Raw genomic sequence first — 20,290 nt, forward strand, 5'->3', positions numbered from 1 at the left:
GGGGGTGTTACAGAAACGGGGTGATATCAAGATTCAACTGGCGCGCATCCAGAGTGCCTACGATGTCATAGCGGGAGTTTGCTTTGGCCAGATCGACGACTACCGGCTCTACCTGATGTCGGTTCACCGTGTTGTAGAAGACCCTCACCAGCGGGTGCTTCGGGCTGCGTCGATTGGCTTCAATCACCACACCGGCCCGATTGTTGGACAGTTCAACCAAAGTGCCCACCGGGTAAACCGACAGGCACCGAATGAAATCGTAAACCAACTCTTTGTCGAGGTGAAAGATGCTCCACTCGACCAACTTTCTCAACGCCAGATCCGGTGACATGCCGGTGTGGTAGACCCGATCCGCCGTCACGGCGTCGTAAACATCGCAAATCGCGGCCATCCGGCCAAACCGATCGATCTTGTCCTGGTTCAGACTGCGCGGGTAGCCGGTACCGTCCAGCCGTTCATGGTGCAGCCGGCAGATCGATCGACTCACCTCACTCAACCCGGCGGTCACATCCAGAATCTTCTCGCCATAGGTAACATGGCGCTTCATCTCATCCCATTCATCGGGCTCCAGCTTACCGGGCTTGTGCAAGATAGAATCAGGCACCAGCACCTTACCAATGTCGTGCAGAATCCCCCCGATCACGAGTTCCTTGAGCACCTTGGGGTCGAGCCGCAAAGAACGGCCAAATATACCCAGGAGAATCCCCACATTCACCGAGTGCTGGAGCAGATAGGTATCTTTAGATCGGATATGAGACAGGCAAGCGAGGGCATTTTCATTGGTGTTAAGAGACTCAAGAAGCTCTTCGGAGGTCTGATCGACCGCCGCCACATCAATGGCGCCATGGTTTTTCACATCCTGCAATACATCATCAATGACATTGCGGGCTTGCTGGTATCGTTTTTCGGCCCGGTCCCGCTCTTTCGAGACAGGCACTCGCTTGCGGGCTGTTCCGGCGTCCGACTGAAGCTGCAGCGATTCCAGTTGCTGTGCCTGAACCTGCTTCTGTTCATCGGCCGGCATCGCCTCAGGGCAGTCAAGCCCCTTTGCCGTGTCAATAAAGAGCTCAGTAACCCCAAGCTGTTTGATTTTGTCGATGGTCGCCTGGCTCCCGATCTTACCGCTTCGGGATGCATTATTGCTTGGCACCCACTGGTTATTCAGATCGGACACATACATTCCGGGCTTCAACATACTGATCAGTATCTTCTTTATCACGCTACACCCCGAATCATGACGTTGCCTACTAACCAGAAATGCAGAATATCAACCCTACTGGCAACTGTCGCTATTCCGTGCACATATTAACCAATGGTTCGCATAGTAGATTTGTATCGGTCATTGTTTCAACAAACACCTGATCCCTCAATCTCAACCGGAACACCTCAATCAACGCGGTCTACAAACCCTCATTCCAAGTGTAAAGTAGACCCGTAACCGACACGGAGACTCCCGACCCCATGAGCACCGACTTGACTGACCAAGATCAGGAACATTGAAAGGCGTTTGAATCGAACCTGTTCAAGCAATACTGCGCGCTCAAAAGCCAGGGGCTGAATCTTGACCTGACGCGCGGTAAACCTTCCGCCGAACAGTTAAGCTTGTCCAATGGTCTGGACGGTATCCTTAACGGCGACTACCAATCGCGCGACGGCATCGATACGCGCAACTACGGTGGGCTGGAAGGGTTACCGGAATGTCGGGAGCTGGGCGCCACACTGCTGGGGATGCCCGCTCATCAGGTTATTGCGGGCGGCCATTCGAGCCTGACGCTTATGCATCAGGCCCTGAGTCTTTGACCTGTGCTGTCACCGTTTGAAGCGAACCGAATGCCAGCGCCCGGTGATAGCCCGGAAGTCTCAATCTACCCGCGCTAGTACATCGACTGCTCCGGCCAGACGTACCAGAGGCTGAATACCAGTGGCAGGGCCGTAACTGCAACCAACACCGCCAGCTGCAACCACCAACGGCGAGTTGAAAGCCAGGCCCGAAACAGGCTAACCGTTAGCCAGGGCAGCGCAGCGGCCAACAAAGCCAGAACCGGTACGTCGACCAGGTGATACGCCGTCAAAGCGACCCACATCAGTGGCAAGGTGAGCGTCACCAACAGGCGCTGCCACAAACGGGACACCGACCAGCCAGAGATCATCGGCGCGGCGCAATTCACCCACCAGCAAGCAGCCATCACCACACCCATGGCACCGGCAATTTCCGCCAGTTTGATGCTGCCAGCCAGGCCGACCGTTGGTGCCAGTATCGCTACCGGGGCGACCAGAAAGCCCGACATCCAGAATCCACGCGTCACCTCAGCCGGATCATCCCGGCTTTCAGCGCTATAAGCGACCAGCGCAACCGGCACCAGCAGCGCAACGACCTGGCCCAACCAGGCGATAGGGCCGATGGACGCAGCAAACACCCAGACCACCCAGACGCTGATGGGCAGGCCAAGCAATATAAACGCTGCCCCCCGCCACCGATTCACGCTGGCGGCGAGCACCGCCACCAGGGTCATCAGCCAGAGGCCATCCATCGCAGTAGGATTCAACGGTTGGCTGAACCGAAACCCCTGAATCCAGCCATAGGCGCCGAGAATGGCCACGAGCGAGCCAACCAGGGGTGCCCAGGCTACGCGCAAACTGGCTACCGCCGCTGCCAGCATAACCAGCAGTGGCATTAGGATGGTGGGCAACAATAGGTCACCAATCATGACTAAAACTCCCGCCAGCCGTTATTGGCGAATGCCTTCGATAAAGATGGTCAGTTCAGTCGCGTCTGGCACGTTGGGAATGAAATAATCGATGTCAAAGTCGCTGCGCATCAACTCAGTAGTGGCAACGAAACCCTGACGAAAGCCACCCCAGGGGTCTTCACCTTCCCCGATTTTGACAATATTCATGTCCACATCGCGGGTCACGCCATGCATGGTCAGTTCCCCGGTCAGCACGCCTTCGTCTGCAGTGCCTTCATAGCCAGTGCTGGTAAATTCAATGGTTGGATACTGGCGGGCATTGAAGAAATCCGGGCTGCGCAGGTGCTCGTCCCGGTCGGTGTGGTTAGTGTCTATGCTATCGGTCTGGATCTCGATCGAAACCGAATTCTGCGAAAGATCTTCATCAGACCAGGTGTAAGAGCCGGAGAAATCGTTAAACCGACCCGGCAGACGAGACACGCCCAGGTGACCGGTTTCGAAAGTAACCGCCGAGTGTGCATGGTCGATCGCATAGTCAGCTGCCAGCACCGAGGCACTGATCAATGAGGCAGACAACGTCAGCACAGTCATGGAGAGAGTTTTCATGGTCGCTTCCTTGTAGAGAATTAAACGGGTTAGAGCCCGACACTCTACTGAGTCACTCGCTCGCTGTAATCCACTGTAATTGAAAATGGCTTTTTCGAATTTGGAAAACAGTGACACCGGTTTTAAATCGATGTATAGATCGTTTAAGGACGCCAACACCGGAGACAAAAACGGGTAAGATGAAGGGTTAAGGCAGAAAAAAGGGGCCCCTTGATGGACCGATTGGACGCATTGCGCGTGTTTTGCGCCGTAGTGGAGCACAGCAGTTTTTCCCGCGCAGCGGCCGAACTGAACATATCGGTCGCTAAGGCCAGCAAACTGGTTCAATCGCTTGAGCAGACACTGAACACCAGCCTGTTGCGCCGCAATACCCGCCGCATTACCGTCACTGAAGCTGGCGAAAGTTATTACCACGATATCGTTCCGCTGCTTGAAGAAATGGCCAACATAGACGCGCGCGTCGAGCGCATGACTACCGCGATCAGCGGCACACTGCGCATGACCATGCCACTCGATTACGGGCGACGGCTGATCATGCCGCTGATCCCCGAATTCAAACTGACCTACCCGGACCTGGAACTGGACATCGAACTGTCCGACCGACACGCCGACCTCGTCGCCGAGGGCTTCGACCTGGGTCTGCGCATCGCCGACCTGAAAGACAGCAGCCTGATTGCAAAGCCACTGGGCTCTTACCGCATGAAATGCGCTGCTTCGCCGGAATACCTGTCCCGACACCCTGCTATTACCATACCTGAAGACCTGGAGGCACACCCCAGCTTAACCTACTCATTGATGGCCCAGCCCACCCAATGGTTGCTGAAACGGGGCAAAGAAGAATCCAGAGTCAAAGTTCAATCAGCCTTGCAATTAAACAACGGTGATCTGCTGGCAGAATCAGCCTGCCAACACTTAGGGGTGCTCTATCAACCCGATTTCATTCTGAACCCTTACCTGGAATCCGGTGCGCTGACCCCAGTGCTCACTGACTGGCAAGATCGTATGGTGCACGCCTGGCTGGTCTACCCGGCCCGCAAATTCCTGCCCATGAAAGTACAGGCGATGCTGGGTTTCCTGAACAGCCGCCTCTCAGATTCTCACCCCGATTCGACCTGCTAAAGAGCCCTTGCAGGTTTGTTCAGTAGAAAGAACCCCCCACTGGCTGATCAAATAGAAGTTCAAAATGCAACCACTTGTAAAATTCTGGACGAGTAAAAATTGACTACCAAGCACCCACGCTTAGACTGCTGACGTTCACTTTTGACCAGGGACGTTCCATGCAGACGCTCGGCGCCATTCGCAATGACTGGACAACAACAGAGGTTCGCGACCTTTTTGCGCGGCCCTTCAACGACCTTATTCACACCGCACAGAGTATTCATCGCCAGTACTTCGACCCCAATGAGGTTCAGGTCAGTACCTTGTTATCGATAAAAACGGGTGCCTGCCCCGAGGATTGCAAATACTGCCCACAGAGTGCCCGCTATGATACCGGCCTGAAAAAAGAACGGCTAATGGACGTCGAGACCGTGCTGCAACGCGCCACAGAAGCCAGACAAAGTGGTTCGACCCGCTTTTGCATGGGCGCAGCCTGGCGCAACCCCAACGACAGAGACATGCCCGCTGTCATTAAGATGATTCAGGGGGTCCGATCACTGGGCCTGGAAACCTGCATGACACTGGGCATGCTCAGCCACAAACAATCCCTGATGCTGCAACAAGCCGGGCTCGATTACTACAACCACAACCTCGATACCTCACCGGAATACTACGGCAACATCACCACCACCCGCACCTACCAGGACCGTCTGGATACACTGGGCCATGTGCGCGAAGCCGGCATGAAGGTGTGTTCAGGCGGTATTGTCGGCATGGGCGAAAGCGCCAGTGACAGAGCCGGGTTGCTGGTGCAACTGGCCAACCTCGACACACAGCCCGAAAGCGTGCCCATCAATAAGCTGGTCAAAGTAGCCGGAACACCGCTGGATCAAGTGGAAGAGTTGGATGCATTCGAGTTTATTCGGACCATCGCTGTGGCCCGCATCATGATGCCGAAAAGCCATGTACGGCTCAGCGCCGGCCGGGAAGACATGAACGAACAAACGCAGGCGCTGTGTTTTATGGCCGGAGCCAATTCAATTTTTTACGGCGCTCAGCTACTGACCACACCCAACCCGGAAGCAGATGCCGATACCCGTTTGTTTCGAAAGCTTGGCATCAATACCGAGCAAGTGCCCGATGAAAGTAATCAGCCAACAGCATGATCTATGCACTTCTGGGAGCGAACATAATAATGGCCATACCCAACAAAGCCACGCTGGCTCCCAGTAAATCCCACCCGGTTGGCTTGATGCCATCGACCGTCCAGAGCCAGAGAATCGCCATGAAAATATAAACACCGCCATAGGCGGCATACACGCGGCCAGCGGTCGTAGGGTGCAACGACAACAACCAGGCGAACGCCGCCAGACTCAACGCACCCGGCACCAGCAGCCAGATGGTTTTGCCTTCGCGCAGCCAGAGGTACGGCAAATAACATCCGACGATTTCGGCCAGAGCAGTAACAAGAAAGAGTCCCAGTGTTTTTAGTTCAGGCAAAATGACATATCCCGCTGCGGTAGATTCTACGGTGATTCGATAGGTTATTCTGTCGTTCCCGGTACACCCAAAGGTGACGGGGAGTCAGCTTATTTGTCGGTACTGTGTTGAGTACCCTGGCCCGGCGTAATAAACAACAGCTTTGATTTGCATGCCGTCTTGGCGGTATGCCATACCCCGCTGGGTACAACCAAATACTGACCCTGTTCGCGCAGAGTAATACGGCTATCGCCTGACTCTGTCCGGAGCAAAAACGTAACGTCACCGGCCATCAGCAATACAATTTCATCACCATGGGGATGGACCTCCCAGCTTGACCAATCAGACTCGAACTCATGGCAGGCCACCAGTTCATGCCCGACAAAACCATTGTAGGTTTCATCAATACGCTTATACAAGGTGTCATCGGCAGGCTCAATAAATGCCTTTTTGTCCGGGCTCAGTACGATAAAATCTCGTTCAATCTGGTTGGGTGCTGTCATGATCGGATCCTGTCTCATGCCACGTTTTACGTTCAATGCGGTCAGCCTACCACAGCGCCCCTCATCGCAAGACCATCAACCTCATCCTTGTTCGGTACCAGTGCCCTAATTCAGATTAGACGGAGGCCTGTAATCTGAACCGGCAACATCGACAACCAGCCTACCGTTACTTTTGTTGTGACCTGGTTTTTACTTTCGCCGTGAATGCTTGAACCTGATGCGACTAAAACTGGCCCCTCGGTTAAGCGGGGTAATCGCAAGTAGCCGGTCGATGCGCACCTCCCGCTGACCAGCATCGGTATCCAGCACCAGATACTCCTCCTTACTCTGTGCGGTATAAGTCGTTGACGCCTGGGCCTGGAATCGCTCACCGCTGAGCAGCTCGACCAAAAGGTCGTAGTGGTGCATGCAGGCTATCTCCAGATAGTCATGCAAATCGCAATCCATAATCTGATAGACAGTCACGGGAACTCCAAAACGTAGGCCCAAAGCAGAAGTATAGCCAAGTGAACGGGTGTATAGCTCTCATTCAGCGTCTGGGAATGGGAATGGGAATCTCGACAACCGGCTTGACCTAAAGTAAACCTGAGGTATTAGCATTATCGACATCGCACCAAAACAGCAAACCGAGGAACTTGCCATGTGGATCCAGCACTGTCTAAGCATCTTTAAAGCACGACGCGAACGCGCACGATGGCTAAAGCAAGAACGGGCGGCGCGTTTTGAACTGCGTCACCTGAACCATCATCTGCGCAAGGACATTGGGCTGACCAACCTTGGGTCTAACCCGCCACTTCGGTGGCAGCAGGCTCCCGGGAGCCAGAACATTTCAAAAGAAACACCCTCCAGTGCCGCTAACCCACAGGGTACCAGGCGGCAGCCATCGCCTGGGTGACAAGCAGCGGTTAAGCTGCTTACATAGACAAACAGACACGTTCAACTCAGTGCGTGACGCAACAGCGCCGAAGCGTTCCTGGCAACTGTGCAAAACCGATGTCACCGACGAGGAAAACCCTGGATGGCCACTAAAAAAACGACGCCCAGCTACATTATCCGCGAAGCCACCGAAGCGGACTTACCGGTATTGGTGGATTTTCTTAAGAAACTCGCGCTTCATGTAAACGGCGAGCCCGATCTGGACCTTAAAGAGTCAGAATACCAACGGCTGCTGGAGGTGCTTGAAGCGGCACTGGCCTCGCCCGACAAACGCATTGTGGTGGCCGAGCAGCCCGGTGTTGGTTTGGTCGGAATGGGCGATGTTACAGTCTGGTCTAGCCAGAGCATCTGGGAGCAGGCAACGGTGGCCGAGTATCGCTCTGCTATTCTTGATGATATCTGGGTTGAGCCGGAATTTCGCAAAGCCGGCATTTTTAAAGCCTTGCTGCGAAGCCTGGTTGATTTCGCCGACGAAAGAGGGGCTCACGATCTAATGCTGGAGTATTCATCCTCCAACAAGGAAGCCAAATCAGCCTGGACTCGGCTTGGCTTCAAGACTACTGGTATTCGCGCCGCTGCGTTCACCCACCACGTGAAGGAAGCCCTGATATGACTGGGTTTAACTGCGGTGTTTCTCAGGCAGTAACCGGTCACTATTTACAAAAGGAAACGATCTGATGGCAGGCCGAACGGTTAATGTTTTCTATGACGAGGTAATGCTGGGTCATAACCCGGAAGTCGACCTACCTTACTTACCCAGCCGGGTTGAAAAACGGGTCCGACACATTCTGGATGGGCTCGATTTTAAATGGAGTTACCCCGAACACCCGGGCCGTGTTTCTGCGATCAAAACCTACCTCGATGAACATCCGATTCCCGGCGTCCATTTTCGCACAGGCCCGAAGGCCAGCTACAAACAACTGGCCCGCGTTCATACCAGCGCCTATCTGGACTACCTGTTTTCACTGGCCGGCAAACGCGCCTGGCTCGACTCAGACACCACCGCTGTCTCGCCCGATAGCATTGACGCCGCGGTAATGGCGGCCGGGCTCGCCATTGCCGCCGTCGAATCCGTCGTTAATGGCAAGGCGGGCAGCGCGTTCGCCCTGGTCAGGCCCCCGGGCCACCACGCGGAGCCGGTGCGCGCCCGCGGCTTCTGCCTGATCAACAATGTCGCCGTCGCCGCTGCTCATGCTCACGCCAAACTCGGTTGCGAACGCATACTGATCATCGACTGGGATGCCCACCACGGCAATGGCACTCAGGATATCTTCTGGGCCGACCCCAGTGTTCTGTTCTTCGACACCCATTGTGCGGCGCCATTCTACCCGGGTTCTGGCGATCTGGAAGAAGTCGGTGCCGGCCTTGGTGAGGGCTATACCATCAATGTTCCTATGGCCGAGTCCTCTGGCGATGTAGCTTTTGAAAAAGCCTTCAGGGACATTCTTATTCCGGCGGCCGATCAGTTCAAGCCAGACCTGATTCTGGTGTCCGCCGGGTTCGACCCGCACCGGAACGACCTGGCAATGAACCTGACCTACGACGGCTTCAAGGCAATCACCGCCATCGTTCAGGGCATAGCGGACAAACACTGCAAGGGTAAGCTGGCGTTCGTGCTTGAGGGCGGCTACAACCTGACATCATTGTCGCGCGGGGTGCACTCCGTGCTGGAAGTGCTGACCGGCGGTAAGGTACCCAAGGTGTCGGAGATTGGCATCAAAGAGGTAGAGAGCGCGGCAGAGTTTCATCTCTCCGCTTTCACTGATGATGAATAAATCTCGACACTCAGGATGGACCAGTAAACGGTAAAGCGGCACCAATGGCCGCGAACAGCCCACCACAGACCTGATTAAAACGCTTGCCGACCCGGGCAAGCCAGGGCCGAATGGTAAACGCCAGTCGCGCCAACCCGTACTCGACGAAAAACTCACCCACGGCAAAGGTCATAGCCATGATCACGAACTGCTGCAACAGCGCCGCATTCGGGTCCAGAAACTGCGGCAGAAAGGCGCCAAAGAACAACAGCACCTTAGGGTTGGAAACGGCGGCCAGTAGCCCTTGTCGAAACAGCACGAACCCGGGCACCCGCCTCTGTTCCGCAACCATATGAAGCTGGGGCGGCGGTGAGCGCCATACCTGAATGCCCAACCAAACCAGGTACCCGGCGCCTAACCACTTTAGCACCATCAGGGCATGCGCCGAGGCTTGCAACAACAGTCCAATGCCGAACATCGACAGAGCAATGGCAATAATAAACCCCAGTGCCCCGCCACTGATGGTAAACAGAGACCGCCGATGTCCGTAGAGTGCTCCATGGGTGAGGGCCAGCAAACTGTTAGGACCTGGCGTCAATGACAAACCAATGACCGCGACCAGATAAATCAACCAGATGTCCAGCGCCATACCAGTAACCCCTTAAATGCCATAAAACAATGATGAAACCTTACTCGGGAACTGTCTACCCAGCCACTGATAATGCATTCACACAGTCACCTACTTTGGCATTCAACTCAGCTAGTTTTTGTACTGGCTTGCACCTAGGGTATGCAGAACATCCGCCGAACTGATTGCCCACGCTTGCTCACTTTTTCGAAGCACACACCGGTACTACTTATTCAGTAAAAGGTAGGGCCCCAAGTCATGCTCAACGTCTGCTGCTAACAATCCGACAGTAACGGCCACACCGGCGGCTTCTAATAGTTGGATTCCCGCGCCATTATTTCTTGGATCAGGGTCTATTATTCCCACGAACACAGACTTGATGCCGCTTTCAACCAGCGCTTTAGCGCAGGAAGGAGTTCGCCCCTGGAAGGAACAGGGCTCAAGTGTGACATAGGCAGAGATATCGTTCAGACCCTCTTGCAGGTTAGCCAACGCCATGGCCTCGGCATGGTGCTCACCGGGTCGCCCGGTATGCCCCCGGCTAACAATCAGGCCGTTTGAGACCAGGACACAACCGACAGGCGGATTGTCACCGCAAATGCCCCTCGCCTTGCGGCCTTCATTCAGGGCTTGTCTCATGAAATAGTCTGGGTTCAATGAACTTACTCCGCCGTGACACATAATGTTACGACCGCCGATGATATCACTTGATGGGGCCTGGATGACAAAATCACACGCACCTGAGAGCCATCTACCCGGACACCCATCCCAATCGACTAATACAAACTACCTGAGGTCAAGCCTGGAAAGCTGACTGAGCTGACTGGTGTAGGTGTCCTGGTCCTCGCAGCCACCCAAGCCCCGTAGAGCTTGAGTCAGCCCGATCTTTCCGGTTTACTGTGCGCTATTAACCCCCAGAGCAACTGCAGGAGCACACCGATGAGCCGCCATTTTGAAACCGCCGATGGCCTGTGTGAAGCCCGCGACCCGGCAACAGAGGGCTTTGTCTTCAACCAGACCATGCTGCGCATCAAGTCTCCCCAGGCTTCACTGGACTTCTACACCCGTGTTATGGGCATGACGCTGGTACGCAAACTGCCCTTTCCTGAGATGCAATTTACCCTGTACTTCCTGACCGCCATCGATCCGGCCGACTTGAAAAACTGGGCAACCGACACCGACCAACGCACCGAACAGACCTTCAGCCGGCCCGCCATGCTCGAACTGACCTACAACTGGGGCTCGGAACAGGATGACGAGGTTGTCTACCACAATGGCAACAGCGACCCTCGTGGTTTTGGCCACATTGGGTTTGCCGTACCCAACCTGAACGATGCCTGCGCCCGTTTCGAAGCCCTGGACATACCATTTGTGAAACGCCCACAAGACGGCAAAATGAACGACCTCGCCTTTATTCAAGACCCGGACGGCTACTGGATCGAGATCTTTGAACCCAGCCGTATTCCTGGCGGCTTGGCAGCCCACCTGGGAGATGAGCACGTTCAGGCTGACTAAGCCTGCCTGAGTTCACTTGAGCGACAACCAGGGAATGAAAACTAATGGGACACGTCCCTGGTCCTCCAGCCCGCCAATTACTCATAGCTCGCACGTCAGCGTCTCAATCGACGATCTACTCTGAATGCTCTTAGGGCCGACATCAAGGCCGCTCAAATATATCCTCAACAAACGCCTCGAGTTGATCCTCATTACCGCTGGCCCGAATGTAAGCGCGCAACCCCATAAATTGCAATTGAAGGCGCTGGTTACCAGCAACAACAGGTATTAGACATTATTCTGGGGCTATCTCAGAAAGTGATTAGCAACTACGTGAATCATCTGGCAAAAACGCCTGTCGATAAACGATTTGAACAATACGCCTGGAAATAAACAGAAAGGGAACTGAGGTGCCTGTCCACAGTGACCCCAACGAAGATAGGACCACCAACCCATTGGCACCGTTGTTACAAGTCACAAGACCGGGTCGTCTTCCCGGGAAACCAACAGGGTGATCAGCCATCCCCTCTATGATGATATTCACCGTGTTCTTTTAACAACCAATAGGTAACACCCAGCGACAACGTCGTTGCTGCGATTCCAATCAGGTACAGGGGCGTCAGCGTATCGAAATCGAGCACAATGACTTTTCGGGCAATTGCCATCAACGCGGTCGCAACCACCAATTGAACGGGAAACACATTAGTGCCCAGATAGAGCCGGATATTGATGAAAATCTCCACAGCAATCAGCACCGCCATAAAGGCCCCGAAGGTGTAGAAAATGTCATTGATGTCCAGCAGCAGAAAAGGCGGTGCAATCAGTCTGTCGTAAATGATGTAAATAACATCGCCAACACCCCATAAAATAACCGCCACCATCAGTACAGCAAGTACCCGGATGGCAAACCGGATGATTCGATGCAGGCCACGAAAGAAAGGATCCGGGAAATCGACGGGCAGTTCCTGATGGAGCTCGTGCGGGCGTGTTGTCGGCGTCTGATTCAGCTTTGTCTCTTCGTGCCCGGGCATTCATACTCTCCATCCAAACGTGTTAGCACCAGAACAGGCACAAGGATCGTTAGCGTTCAGTATAGTAGCTCTCGACTGTTTAGCCCAGCCAGCGTGCAGAGGGAAATCCTCCCCAGAGGCTTCCCGGCCCGGGCAAGCCAGGGCTGGATGATAAACGTCAATCGTGCCAACCCATACTCGAGCAGAAAGTCGTTCATGGCAAAGGTCATTGCCATGAGCACCGATGATGTCACTTGATGGGGCCTGGATGACAAAATCACACGCACCTGAAACAAATGCCGATGATGATGGACGCGTCCTGTTCGAACGGCTCAATGAACCGGGCATCATTGCTCAACTGAACCGAGCGTAACTGGAATCCCGGCTTGAGGATGGGCTGACCATCCATCATTTCAGTGCGCTGAACCACCTGGCCAGGTGGATTAGCTGCCAGGACACCCACCACAGCCCATCCGTATAAACTATCGAATACTATCGTCTAATAGCCAACTAATATGCCCGGGCAATACTATTCCGCTATATGCCAAGCTGACCCTGCGTCCCGGTGAGTGGACGCTGAATACTGGTTCCGCCTATGAAGGCCATGTACACTGTCGTACGTTTTTTACCCTATACCGAACTTCCGCCATGACGTTCGACTAATGTGAAGACCCCAATAACCAACCCGAGAACTGAGACGTCTGCGGGTTCAGTTGAGCGTCTGGCTGCTGACAAAACATCAACCTCTAATAACGTGTTTCAAGGCCTTACCTGACATGAGGACACCCCATGAAAACGCTAAGCAGGGCACTCGTTTCTCTCTTGCTGTTAACACCCATGCTGGCGTGGTCGACCAACCATCGTGAAGGCATCACGCTGGTTCAAGGCACAGAACAACAAGTGATGAACCTGGAGGAGCTTCACGGCCAGGCCAACATTGCCATCGACATTTACGAACCCTTCCGCCGGGATCACATCTCAATACGGGGCATTCGTCTGGTCGATTTTGTCGAACAGCATTTCAACGATACGCCCGACAGTATCGCGCTGCAGGCCCACGACGGCTACACCGTCGAAATTACCGACTGGCAAGACCGCAACTGGATACTGATGACCCACGAGAACGGTCGGCCCCTTACACTGCGTACCCATGGCCCTCTAAGGTTGGTAGAGGAAGACTTGCGCGATCGCGATCCGGAAATACTGCGCGATTTCACCGATTGGGTATGGATGATTAAACAGATCACGGCAACCCAGTGAACCCGCTGCAAAAACAATTGTCCTGGTGGTTGTGGTTAGCCACACTGAGCTTCGGCGTTGTCGCGGGCTGGGTCGTGTACGAAGTGCGCTGGTTTTACCCGGACCTACAACGTCATTTCGGGCCAGTGGGCGACCCTCAGGTTGGGCGTCAGATCATCACCCGATCACGTGAGTACCTGCAGAATGGGTTGAATATTCTGGCCTCAGAACCTCTGAATAATGAGCAATTCGACGACGCCTTTTTTCAGTTCGAACTGGCTTACAGCTTTCTCAACGTCGGGCTCTATCGGGAACGTTACGACTGCACTGAAACGAGCCTGAATCAACTCGACCAACTACTCAATACGCTAACGAATGCAGACGCGACCGATCTGGCTTCGGTCGTGCGCGCGGTCAACCCCATCGTCCAATGTGCAACATCCATCGAACAGCACCAGTGGGAGTTGCGTCAGACACGCGCCCTGCATATGGCTGAACGTCTTGATCAAAGCCAACGCTGGTTTTTAACCGTAACCGGAGTTGCCTATTCCATGGGTGTTTTGTTTCTTGTGTTTTATGAATACCAGAGACGGCGCACCAATCATTCTTTGAAATCCCAGCTATCCTGGATGGAAAAGGCACTGGAGGATGCGCTCACCGGCGCACAAAATCGACGAGCCTTTGATCAGGACCTTCAGCGTCATTTCGAGCGCTTCCAAAAGGGCGACCCCAGCTTCTCGTTGCTAATGTGCGATCTGGACTACTTCAAAGCCTTTAATGACCATTATGGCCATACCCGTGGTGACGAAGCCTTGCAACAAGTGGTTGAAACCATCACCCAAACCCTGAGGCCGGGTGATCAGGTTTACCGATATGGCGGTGAAGAACTGGCCATCCTATTGCCCAACACACGGCAGTTACAGGCGCGCCCAATAGCCGACAGAGCCATCGCTGCGGTACGCAACCTGGGCATAAGCAACCCGACTAGCCCGCAGGAGAGCTTAACCATTAGCGCTGGCCTCGCGACCAGCGCCCACACCGACACAGAAGGGGCCGATGTGCTAAACCGGGCAGATAACCTTCTGTATCAGGTAAAAGCCCGCGGCAAAAACGATGTGATCGACGAATCCCAGAGCGAAGAACGCCCGGACAAATCCAACCCGACCTGAACACGAATGGCAATGCCAAATACCAACCGGTACAAACCCCGGCACCCATCCATCGCTATGAACAGTCACATTCTGTAGCAATCAACACAGCAATTGTCATTGAACCCAAGCATCGATCGAATGGTCCATGCGCGAACATGGCAAAAATCGACCGCTTCTCCGTGAAGCCGCCGATTAGTGCATAACGCAAGTGCCATTGTGCGAGCTACCGATCCAATGAAGAGCAACTATTCACTTATCTTTGTGACCGTGGTCCCTTAGTCGGTTCTATAACGTCGATTCGTAGGCCCGTATCATCGTCGACAACTGATCCTTTAGGTGTAAACGCTGCTTCTTGAGATCTTCCAGTTCTTCATCGGAGGTGTGTTCCGCACCCGTCTCAATGCGATGAACAGCATGCTCCACGTCATTATACTCTCCGAATAATCTGGCAAAGTGATGATCGTTCAACTTCAGGTTATGGATGGCTTCTTTGGATTCGGGAAACTCGTGAACGAGATCATGTTTTTCCAGGGTCATAGCGTCAGTCTCCTTGACTGGGTAAATTGGTGGTGACTTACCTCAGCATAAGCTCCTCGAAATATCATGCTTTGACCCTCGTCAATACATTGCGCGGTCAGCCTCGTTAATCCACGACTTTAGTACCTTGGAAACCAGTACCTTGGACACCCACACCCTACCAAATTAATGAGATCTATCGAAAACTTACTCTTGATAGACTGTGTAGTAAAGTTGTCTCAACTGGGCCCTTCTAAGGTGCCTGTCCAATGTGATCCGCGAGAGGCGCTTGCCTCTCTTTTTTCACAGGAAATAGCACATGTTCGCGCTAAACGATAAATGGATCTGGGATTTCTGGCTGTACCAGGACGGCGACCACTGGCACCTCTACTACCTTCAGGCCGACAAAAGCCTGAAGGATCCGGAGTTGCGACATTGGAATGTCAGCCAAGGTCATGCCATCTCGACCGATCTACAGCATTGGGACAACCAGGGCACCTGCCTGGCCCCCGCCCAAGGCCCGGCCTGGGACGACAAGACCACCTGGACCGGTTCGGTCATTAAAGACGACAGCGGGCTTTGGCACCTTTTTTACACCGGCACCTGTGAAGCCGAACGAGGCATGAAACAGCGTATCGGTCACGCCACCAGTACAGACGGCCACCATTGGGAACGCCTTGGCAACGGCCTGGCGCTTGATTTGGACCCAGAGCTATATGAAGAATACGAACAAGGCCAATGGCATGACCGTGCCATGCGCGACCCCTGGGTAATGAAAGACCCTGATGGTGACGGATGGCTGATGTATTTCACCGCACGCGTAATGGGCCGTGACGAACCCAATGACGGAGGTGCCATCGGTCTGGCACGATCAGCGGACTTGACCCACTGGACTCTGGAAAAACCCGTCTATGCTGGCCAGTTCGGCCAGTTAGAAGTTCCCCAAGTCTTCAAACATGGCGCGCACTGGTACTGCCTGTTTTGCACAGCCGGGGAGCACTGGTCAACAGCCTATGCGGCAGCCTCACCCACCGAACCCGTAGGCGGCACCCACTACCTGATGGCCGACCATCACCTTGGCCCCTGGCGGCTGGCCCCGGGGTCTTTCCTCGACGGCGCCAACCCGGTGGCACGTTATGCAGGCAAGATCATCCGGCAAACTGACGAACTCGCGTTCATGGGCTTCTGGCATGACACCCCGGATGGAACCTTCATCGGCCAAGTGTCTGATCCGGTTCCGGTCAGGGTGAACGCTGAAGGGTTGCTGCATCTAACTGACTGATAATTGAAGGTTCACATAGCGGTGACTCGCCAAACAGGCTGTTGAGACTATCCGCATGAACTGAGTGTTCGCTATAAAATTCATCGTTTATGCGGGGCAATTTCAACACACCTTTTATGCAGGAGAAACTGCCGGAACCCTCGATCGGCCGAATCAGGCCTAGCCAGGCAGGGGGGAATATTGCATCACCTCCTGCAAACCTCTGTGGCATACTTGCCGGTGATTGATTTAATTTAGGGCCCTATCATGGCTAATGCGCTACTTCATACCATCGCCGCATCTACCCTCCTCGCCGCACTGATGGGCTGCCAGCCCGGAAGCACCAGTGATTGCGACATCAAGCCCTACCAGACTGAGATGCTGGACCAGGTGAACAGCGCTCGCGCCAGCGCCCGAACCTGCGGTGATACCGACTTCCCTTCCGCCCCGGCCCTGGTCTACCAATGTGACTTAAATAAAGCGGCAGAACGCCACGGCCAGGACATGGCCACCAACAATTTCTTCAGCCACACCGGCTCTGACGGCCTAAAACTCAGAGACCGGGTGGATGCGACTGGCTATCAGTGGAGTACCATTGGTGAAAACATCGCAGCCGGACAAAGTACGGTGGCAGATGTAATGGATGGCTGGCTAAAAAGTGAAGGCCACTGCAAAAACATCATGAATGATCAGTTTAAGGAATTTGGCGTGAGCCGAGTGGATACTGAGACCGCCGATTTCCACCGGTATTGGACCCAGGTATTTGGCGCTCAACAGTAGGTGCTACTAACGAGCTCAAGCTGAGTGATGAGCTCGCCATTTATTCAATGGACATCGACACTGGTTAATACATTTAAGCTATTAAATTCGATATTCTGATAGTCGCCAATTGTAGACGCCCTAGTAACTCCTTATTAATTGGCCCTTAGTCCTTATGTATCCCCGCTGTTTGTCGAACCGGGTTTCATTGAGCTACTCTGAGCGGCTCATCGAACCTATCAACGACGTCCAGCGAGCCCGACCATGTCCGAAGATCCCCTGAAAATACTCTCTGATGCAGCCAGCGATGCCCATGCCCGCATCCAGGCCAGTCACGAACACATCAACCCGGTCATTGAGGTTCGCCGCAAGATGCGTGACGCCGGAATTCCGGCGGATGTACTGACCATTGACTGCCACCAGACACGTCGCCGTATCATGCTGATTCTCCATGACCAGCAGCCCGGCCTGTTGTTGTATCAGTTTATAACGATCGAACAGGAGGCCGGAGATGATTTTCAGAGTATGGCGTTGTCCGAATTGGACACCCAAAAACTGGTGCAGTGGATGGAGGACTATTTTGGCTGAGTCTCGACTTTGAGTGGGGGGGCTTTCGAAGTCGACTGCCCACTGAGGTGACTGTCCAACTAGCTCCAGCTTTTCGGGACCCTCACGAATGAAAATAGCCAAAAAAGGACTGGACTCCGCCAGAAAAACCTATACCCTGCACGCAGCTTTAAAAGAACGACGAATATTTAGTTGCTCCATGCCGAGAATTTTCAAGTCCTTGTCCTGTAGTCCTTAAGTACCGCTCCCGTTTTATCGCTAAACCGCTCCACAGGAGCATACTTTTCTTATATACAGGATATTTATCATGTCTACAGTTACCGGCACCGTAAAATGGTTCAACGAAGCAAAAGGTTTTGGTTTTATTGAGCAGGAAGGCGGCAAAGACGTTTTCGCTCATTTCAGCGCCATCACCGGTTCAGGGTTTAAAACTCTGACTGAAGGTCAGCGCGTTGAATTCACCGTCACTCAGGGTCAGAAAGGCCCTCAGGCGGAAAACATCACTCCTAGCTAAGTGATGTGATTTAAAGAAGCCCCGCTAAGCGGGGCTTTTTTTTGAGCTAAATTCCACCAGATAATTGAAACTACCGGCACACCAACCCCAGTTGTTTAATTTAAGCTATCAGGAGTCAATCATTGATAGCCGACTAATGTGGTTGTATCAACAGGGCTGCCTTGCTGGGATGCCTTGCTGGGACACCCACATGAATACTTCGACTGGCTATTTCTACTGTTCGCTAGGGTGCCTGGCCTATAATTTGAATATTTACCCTCCAAGTTAGTGACTACTAATGTACCTGTCCTATTAGTCGCACTATTAGTCGTTCAGACGTCAACGATTCCAGCGATTAATAACCGGCAGCTGGCGGCGGTACGTGTAAACCACAACCAGCGAGAGCAAGCCGAGAACGATCGCGGGTGTCGAACCCGGGCCGAGTATGAAAAGATGGGCAATCACTGCTCCAATCATGGTGCAGACCAGCAAAGCAGCGCCCCAGGCTTGTTTACCCGGAACAAAAAGTAAAATGGCCGAGCCCACTTCGATAATACCGGTCAGGTAGCGAAACCACTGTCCAACACCGATGGTTTCGTAAGTTGCGACCATCATTTCAACACCGGCCAGTTTGGCGCCACCTGCACCGATGAATGCCAATGCGAGAAGCAATCGAATAAAGATGAGTCCGTAACGTTTGAGTTTGTCGTTCATGTGTTTTCTCCGGATTAAAAGGTCTAGGCGGTTGCGCTGATGTCAGTAAGCAGATTGTCGAGTACTTGTGAAAGTTTGTTCTGATGCTCAGGCTGAATAGGGCGATTGGCCTCACTGTCGAAGTTCACAAAAAAATCAGGCAGTGAGAAGCTGCCACGTACGTCCGCACCGAAGAACGGCAACGCTTCCGTCGCCGTTCTCAGGACATTCTTGCCACCACCAGGCCCAAGCGATGTAGAAAACAGAGCCATGGGTTTACCTTCAAAGAGGCGCATTTCGATGCGCGAGGCCCAATCAAATACATTTTTGAAAGCGACTGTGTAGGTGCCATTGTGCTCCGCGAACGAAATCAGTACCGCGTCGGCTTCGCGAACTTTGCTGAAGAACGTCTGAGCTTCCGGTGGAACGCCCGATTCTCTTTCCCGGTCGATGCTGTAGATCGGCATTTCATAATCGTTCAGGTCGATGAATTCTACCTCGGCATCTGGACCAGCGGTTCCGATCAGTTGTTCCGATGCATAAGCCACCAACTGCTTGTTGATGGATTGTTTGCTGCTGGTTGCCGCAAAGGAAAGAATTTTCATGTCTACATCCTCTTGTTTGAGTTGGCTCAAGATGATCACAAAATTCGCGATCTAATCTCGAATTCGTCGATGTGGGCCATTCTAACCCGCTGTATATTTGCAACAATGTGCGGAAAATAGCCTGGGGTGTGCGTATATGTGATATGAGTCTTTGTTCGTGGGAGGCCTAAACAGAACGCAGACCTGCAGTCAGGACCGCACACCGAGCGGGAATTGGGTTTAACGCCTCTGGGAAACGCCCGACAGGACGCTCTCTGGGCAGGCCTTTCAGGTCATTAATAGGTATCGGACACTTGATTCTGCCGCGAAGCGCTGAGTGGACACGGCGTCAGCCCGCTCACAATAAATAGCTGTCGGACACCATTTTCTGCGAACTGCCTGATGTAGTTGACTATTCAAGCAGATCAACAAAGCGGCGCATCTGACTAGAGTGACTTGTCAGGGCCTTCGAGATCTCTTACGGTAAGCGTCCAACCGCACCACCTGTTGTTTAAATCTATCAGCCCGCAGGCTGTGGTTTTCTTCAACAGGATCCATCAATGCAAACTCCGGACGAACGACGCACTTTTTGGGCAGAGCATCTTAAGGCGTGCTCCAAAAGCGGCCTGACCAAAGTCGCCTATTGCCAGCAACACGGTCTGAAAATCAAAAGCTTCTATTACTGGCAACGCCGTAACCGGCCTGTTACCGGGCCCGTCACGCTGGTACCAGTGTCGGTTCAGACTTCTTCTGTTAACACATCGCCCGACGGGTTGGTATTGCGTCATAACACTGGCTGGTCATTGCACCTACCGGCCGATCTGTCGCC

At 53.5% G+C, this 20,290-nt stretch carries 26 protein-coding genes; 13 read left to right on the plus strand and 13 right to left on the minus strand.

Translation table 11 applies throughout. The features are described from left to right. Nucleotides 1-7: 7 nt before the first annotated feature. Entirely contained in the window at nt 8-1,219 is a 1,212-nt protein-coding gene (locus tag G565_RS0115575; RefSeq protein ID WP_028671727.1) for a cyclic di-GMP phosphodiesterase, read from the minus strand. 299 nt (nt 1,220-1,518) lie between these two features. On the opposite strand from G565_RS0115575, the gene G565_RS0115580 reads away from it, so the two are divergent. Continuing rightward, nucleotides 1,519-1,800, plus strand: coding sequence for a PLP-dependent aminotransferase family protein (locus G565_RS0115580; protein WP_084649420.1), 282 nt, complete (start codon nt 1,519-1,521; stop codon nt 1,798-1,800). A gap of 74 nt (nt 1,801-1,874) precedes the next feature. Here G565_RS0115580 and G565_RS0115585 read toward each other — a convergent pair whose 3' ends face one another. Both G565_RS0115585 and G565_RS0115590 read right to left on the minus strand, forming a co-directional pair. Continuing rightward, nucleotides 1,875-2,708 carry a hypothetical protein gene (locus tag G565_RS0115585; RefSeq protein WP_028671729.1) on the minus strand — a complete coding sequence of 278 codons (834 nt, stop codon included), beginning with the start codon at nt 2,706-2,708 and terminating at the stop codon, nt 1,875-1,877. Between the two features lie 21 nt (nt 2,709-2,729). After that, a complete protein-coding gene (locus G565_RS0115590) occupies nt 2,730-3,296 on the minus strand; it encodes a YceI family protein (RefSeq protein WP_028671730.1) in 567 nt (188 codons plus the stop codon). A gap of 213 nt (nt 3,297-3,509) precedes the next feature. Here G565_RS0115590 and G565_RS0115595 point away from each other — a divergent pair, with 213 nt between their 5' ends. Then, nucleotides 3,510-4,415 carry a LysR family transcriptional regulator gene (locus G565_RS0115595; protein WP_028671731.1) on the plus strand — a complete coding sequence of 302 codons (906 nt, stop codon included), beginning with the start codon at nt 3,510-3,512 and terminating at the stop codon, nt 4,413-4,415. 158 nt (nt 4,416-4,573) lie between these two features. Further along, entirely contained in the window at nt 4,574-5,560 is a 987-nt protein-coding gene (bioB, locus tag G565_RS24430; protein WP_084649421.1) for a biotin synthase BioB, read from the plus strand. 1 nt (nt 5,561) lies between these two features. Here bioB and G565_RS0115605 read toward each other — a convergent pair whose 3' ends face one another. The 3 genes from G565_RS0115605 to G565_RS0115615 form a co-directional block, all read right to left on the minus strand. Then, nucleotides 5,562-5,894, minus strand: a complete 333-nt coding sequence (locus tag G565_RS0115605) for a YnfA family protein (protein WP_028671732.1) — start codon at nt 5,892-5,894, stop codon at nt 5,562-5,564. Nucleotides 5,895-5,983: 89 nt separating this feature from the next. Further along, nucleotides 5,984-6,376 carry a cupin domain-containing protein gene (locus G565_RS0115610; protein WP_037339699.1) on the minus strand — a complete coding sequence of 131 codons (393 nt, stop codon included), beginning with the start codon at nt 6,374-6,376 and terminating at the stop codon, nt 5,984-5,986. A 189-nt stretch (nt 6,377-6,565) separates the two neighbouring features. Beyond that, entirely contained in the window at nt 6,566-6,841 is a 276-nt protein-coding gene (locus tag G565_RS0115615; protein ID WP_028671734.1) for a Rho-binding antiterminator, read from the minus strand. A 553-nt stretch (nt 6,842-7,394) separates the two neighbouring features. Between G565_RS0115615 and G565_RS0115620 the strand changes: the two genes are divergently transcribed. Together G565_RS0115620 and G565_RS0115625 are read left to right on the plus strand one after the other, a co-directional pair. Further along, nucleotides 7,395-7,925 (plus strand): GNAT family N-acetyltransferase, encoded by a 531-nt coding sequence (locus G565_RS0115620; protein ID WP_028671735.1) that lies wholly within the window; start codon nt 7,395-7,397, stop codon nt 7,923-7,925. A 64-nt stretch (nt 7,926-7,989) separates the two neighbouring features. Further along, a complete protein-coding gene (locus tag G565_RS0115625; RefSeq protein WP_037339701.1) occupies nt 7,990-9,087 on the plus strand; it encodes a histone deacetylase family protein in 1,098 nt (365 codons plus the stop codon). A 10-nt stretch (nt 9,088-9,097) separates the two neighbouring features. On the opposite strand, the gene G565_RS0115630 is transcribed toward G565_RS0115625, so the two are convergent. Both G565_RS0115630 and G565_RS0115635 read right to left on the minus strand, forming a co-directional pair. Next, nucleotides 9,098-9,715, minus strand: coding sequence for a LysE family translocator (locus tag G565_RS0115630; RefSeq protein ID WP_028671737.1), 618 nt, complete (start codon nt 9,713-9,715; stop codon nt 9,098-9,100). A 204-nt stretch (nt 9,716-9,919) separates the two neighbouring features. Continuing rightward, nucleotides 9,920-10,333 (minus strand): bifunctional diaminohydroxyphosphoribosylaminopyrimidine deaminase/5-amino-6-(5-phosphoribosylamino)uracil reductase RibD, encoded by a 414-nt coding sequence (locus tag G565_RS0115635; protein WP_211227192.1) that lies wholly within the window; start codon nt 10,331-10,333, stop codon nt 9,920-9,922. 300 nt (nt 10,334-10,633) lie between these two features. Here G565_RS0115635 and gloA point away from each other — a divergent pair, with 300 nt between their 5' ends. Beyond that, the gene (gloA, locus tag G565_RS0115640; protein ID WP_028671739.1) at nt 10,634-11,209 is read left to right on the plus strand and encodes a lactoylglutathione lyase; all 576 of its coding nucleotides are present in this window, start codon (nt 10,634-10,636) and stop codon (nt 11,207-11,209) included. A gap of 494 nt (nt 11,210-11,703) precedes the next feature. Here gloA and G565_RS0115645 read toward each other — a convergent pair whose 3' ends face one another. Continuing rightward, nucleotides 11,704-12,219 carry a phosphate-starvation-inducible PsiE family protein gene (locus G565_RS0115645; RefSeq protein WP_051208052.1) on the minus strand — a complete coding sequence of 172 codons (516 nt, stop codon included), beginning with the start codon at nt 12,217-12,219 and terminating at the stop codon, nt 11,704-11,706. A 256-nt stretch (nt 12,220-12,475) separates the two neighbouring features. Continuing rightward, a complete protein-coding gene (locus tag G565_RS26850; RefSeq protein ID WP_157600105.1) occupies nt 12,476-12,664 on the minus strand; it encodes a hypothetical protein in 189 nt (62 codons plus the stop codon). Between the two features lie 323 nt (nt 12,665-12,987). Here G565_RS26850 and G565_RS26110 point away from each other — a divergent pair, with 323 nt between their 5' ends. Both G565_RS26110 and G565_RS26115 read left to right on the plus strand, forming a co-directional pair. Continuing rightward, entirely contained in the window at nt 12,988-13,458 is a 471-nt protein-coding gene (locus tag G565_RS26110; RefSeq protein WP_051208055.1) for a hypothetical protein, read from the plus strand. Continuing rightward, nucleotides 13,455-14,606, plus strand: coding sequence for a GGDEF domain-containing protein (locus G565_RS26115; RefSeq protein WP_028671742.1), 1,152 nt, complete (start codon nt 13,455-13,457; stop codon nt 14,604-14,606). Before G565_RS26110 ends, G565_RS26115 begins: the two co-directional genes overlap by 4 nt. A 267-nt stretch (nt 14,607-14,873) precedes the next feature. Here G565_RS26115 and G565_RS0115670 read toward each other — a convergent pair whose 3' ends face one another. Next, nucleotides 14,874-15,125: an HP1242/YdcH family protein gene (locus tag G565_RS0115670; RefSeq protein ID WP_028671743.1), complete on the minus strand. Its 252-nt coding sequence runs from the start codon at nt 15,123-15,125 to the stop codon at nt 14,874-14,876. Nucleotides 15,126-15,423: 298 nt separating this feature from the next. Between G565_RS0115670 and G565_RS0115675 the strand changes: the two genes are divergently transcribed. From G565_RS0115675 to G565_RS0115690, 4 genes are all read left to right on the plus strand, one after another. Further along, nucleotides 15,424-16,386, plus strand: coding sequence for a glycoside hydrolase family protein (locus tag G565_RS0115675; RefSeq protein WP_028671744.1), 963 nt, complete (start codon nt 15,424-15,426; stop codon nt 16,384-16,386). A gap of 246 nt (nt 16,387-16,632) precedes the next feature. Beyond that, on the plus strand, nt 16,633-17,145 hold the full coding sequence (locus G565_RS0115680; RefSeq protein ID WP_051208058.1) for a CAP domain-containing protein: 513 nt from the start codon (nt 16,633-16,635) through the stop codon (nt 17,143-17,145). A gap of 243 nt (nt 17,146-17,388) precedes the next feature. Continuing rightward, nucleotides 17,389-17,712 carry a hypothetical protein gene (locus G565_RS0115685; protein ID WP_028671746.1) on the plus strand — a complete coding sequence of 108 codons (324 nt, stop codon included), beginning with the start codon at nt 17,389-17,391 and terminating at the stop codon, nt 17,710-17,712. Between the two features lie 286 nt (nt 17,713-17,998). Further along, entirely contained in the window at nt 17,999-18,205 is a 207-nt protein-coding gene (locus G565_RS0115690; protein ID WP_028671747.1) for a cold-shock protein, read from the plus strand. A gap of 318 nt (nt 18,206-18,523) precedes the next feature. Here the strand turns inward: G565_RS0115690 and G565_RS0115695 are convergent, their stop codons facing one another. Together G565_RS0115695 and G565_RS0115700 are read right to left on the minus strand one after the other, a co-directional pair. Further along, entirely contained in the window at nt 18,524-18,898 is a 375-nt protein-coding gene (locus G565_RS0115695) for a DoxX family protein (RefSeq protein ID WP_028671748.1), read from the minus strand. A gap of 23 nt (nt 18,899-18,921) precedes the next feature. Continuing rightward, nucleotides 18,922-19,482: an NADPH-dependent FMN reductase gene (locus G565_RS0115700; RefSeq protein WP_028671749.1), complete on the minus strand. Its 561-nt coding sequence runs from the start codon at nt 19,480-19,482 to the stop codon at nt 18,922-18,924. A gap of 539 nt (nt 19,483-20,021) precedes the next feature. On the opposite strand from G565_RS0115700, the gene tnpA reads away from it, so the two are divergent. Further along, nucleotides 20,022-20,290 (plus strand): IS66 family insertion sequence element accessory protein TnpA (tnpA, locus tag G565_RS0115705; RefSeq protein WP_028671750.1); only part of this gene is annotated, 269 nt, incomplete at its 3' end.

Origin of the sequence: Saccharospirillum impatiens DSM 12546 (assembly GCF_000423605.1) — a bacterium.
Classification (GTDB): domain Bacteria; phylum Pseudomonadota; class Gammaproteobacteria; order Pseudomonadales; family Natronospirillaceae; genus Saccharospirillum; species Saccharospirillum impatiens.

Excerpts from the sequence above, each read along its gene's own strand:
- G565_RS0115585 (WP_028671729.1), bottom strand. The coding sequence starts at position 2,708 with ATGATTGGTGACCTATTGTTGCCCACCATCCTAATGCCACTGCTGGTT.
- G565_RS0115590 (WP_028671730.1), bottom strand. The coding sequence starts at position 3,296 with ATGAAAACTCTCTCCATGACTGTGCTGACGTTGTCTGCCTCATTGATC.
- G565_RS0115595 (WP_028671731.1), top strand. The coding sequence starts at position 3,510 with ATGGACCGATTGGACGCATTGCGCGTGTTTTGCGCCGTAGTGGAGCAC.
- bioB (WP_084649421.1), top strand. The coding sequence starts at position 4,574 with ATGCAGACGCTCGGCGCCATTCGCAATGACTGGACAACAACAGAGGTT.
- G565_RS0115610 (WP_037339699.1), bottom strand. The coding sequence starts at position 6,376 with ATGACAGCACCCAACCAGATTGAACGAGATTTTATCGTACTGAGCCCG.
- G565_RS0115620 (WP_028671735.1), top strand. The coding sequence starts at position 7,395 with ATGGCCACTAAAAAAACGACGCCCAGCTACATTATCCGCGAAGCCACC.
- G565_RS0115625 (WP_037339701.1), top strand. The coding sequence starts at position 7,990 with ATGGCAGGCCGAACGGTTAATGTTTTCTATGACGAGGTAATGCTGGGT.
- G565_RS0115630 (WP_028671737.1), bottom strand. The coding sequence starts at position 9,715 with ATGGCGCTGGACATCTGGTTGATTTATCTGGTCGCGGTCATTGGTTTG.
- G565_RS0115635 (WP_211227192.1), bottom strand. The coding sequence starts at position 10,333 with ATGAGACAAGCCCTGAATGAAGGCCGCAAGGCGAGGGGCATTTGCGGT.
- gloA (WP_028671739.1), top strand. The coding sequence starts at position 10,634 with ATGAGCCGCCATTTTGAAACCGCCGATGGCCTGTGTGAAGCCCGCGAC.
- G565_RS0115645 (WP_051208052.1), bottom strand. The coding sequence starts at position 12,219 with ATGCCCGGGCACGAAGAGACAAAGCTGAATCAGACGCCGACAACACGC.
- G565_RS26110 (WP_051208055.1), top strand. The coding sequence starts at position 12,988 with ATGAAAACGCTAAGCAGGGCACTCGTTTCTCTCTTGCTGTTAACACCC.
- G565_RS0115670 (WP_028671743.1), bottom strand. The coding sequence starts at position 15,125 with ATGACCCTGGAAAAACATGATCTCGTTCACGAGTTTCCCGAATCCAAA.
- G565_RS0115675 (WP_028671744.1), top strand. The coding sequence starts at position 15,424 with ATGTTCGCGCTAAACGATAAATGGATCTGGGATTTCTGGCTGTACCAG.
- G565_RS0115680 (WP_051208058.1), top strand. The coding sequence starts at position 16,633 with ATGGCTAATGCGCTACTTCATACCATCGCCGCATCTACCCTCCTCGCC.
- G565_RS0115685 (WP_028671746.1), top strand. The coding sequence starts at position 17,389 with ATGTCCGAAGATCCCCTGAAAATACTCTCTGATGCAGCCAGCGATGCC.
- G565_RS0115690 (WP_028671747.1), top strand. The coding sequence starts at position 17,999 with ATGTCTACAGTTACCGGCACCGTAAAATGGTTCAACGAAGCAAAAGGT.
- G565_RS0115695 (WP_028671748.1), bottom strand. The coding sequence starts at position 18,898 with ATGAACGACAAACTCAAACGTTACGGACTCATCTTTATTCGATTGCTT.
- G565_RS0115700 (WP_028671749.1), bottom strand. The coding sequence starts at position 19,482 with ATGAAAATTCTTTCCTTTGCGGCAACCAGCAGCAAACAATCCATCAAC.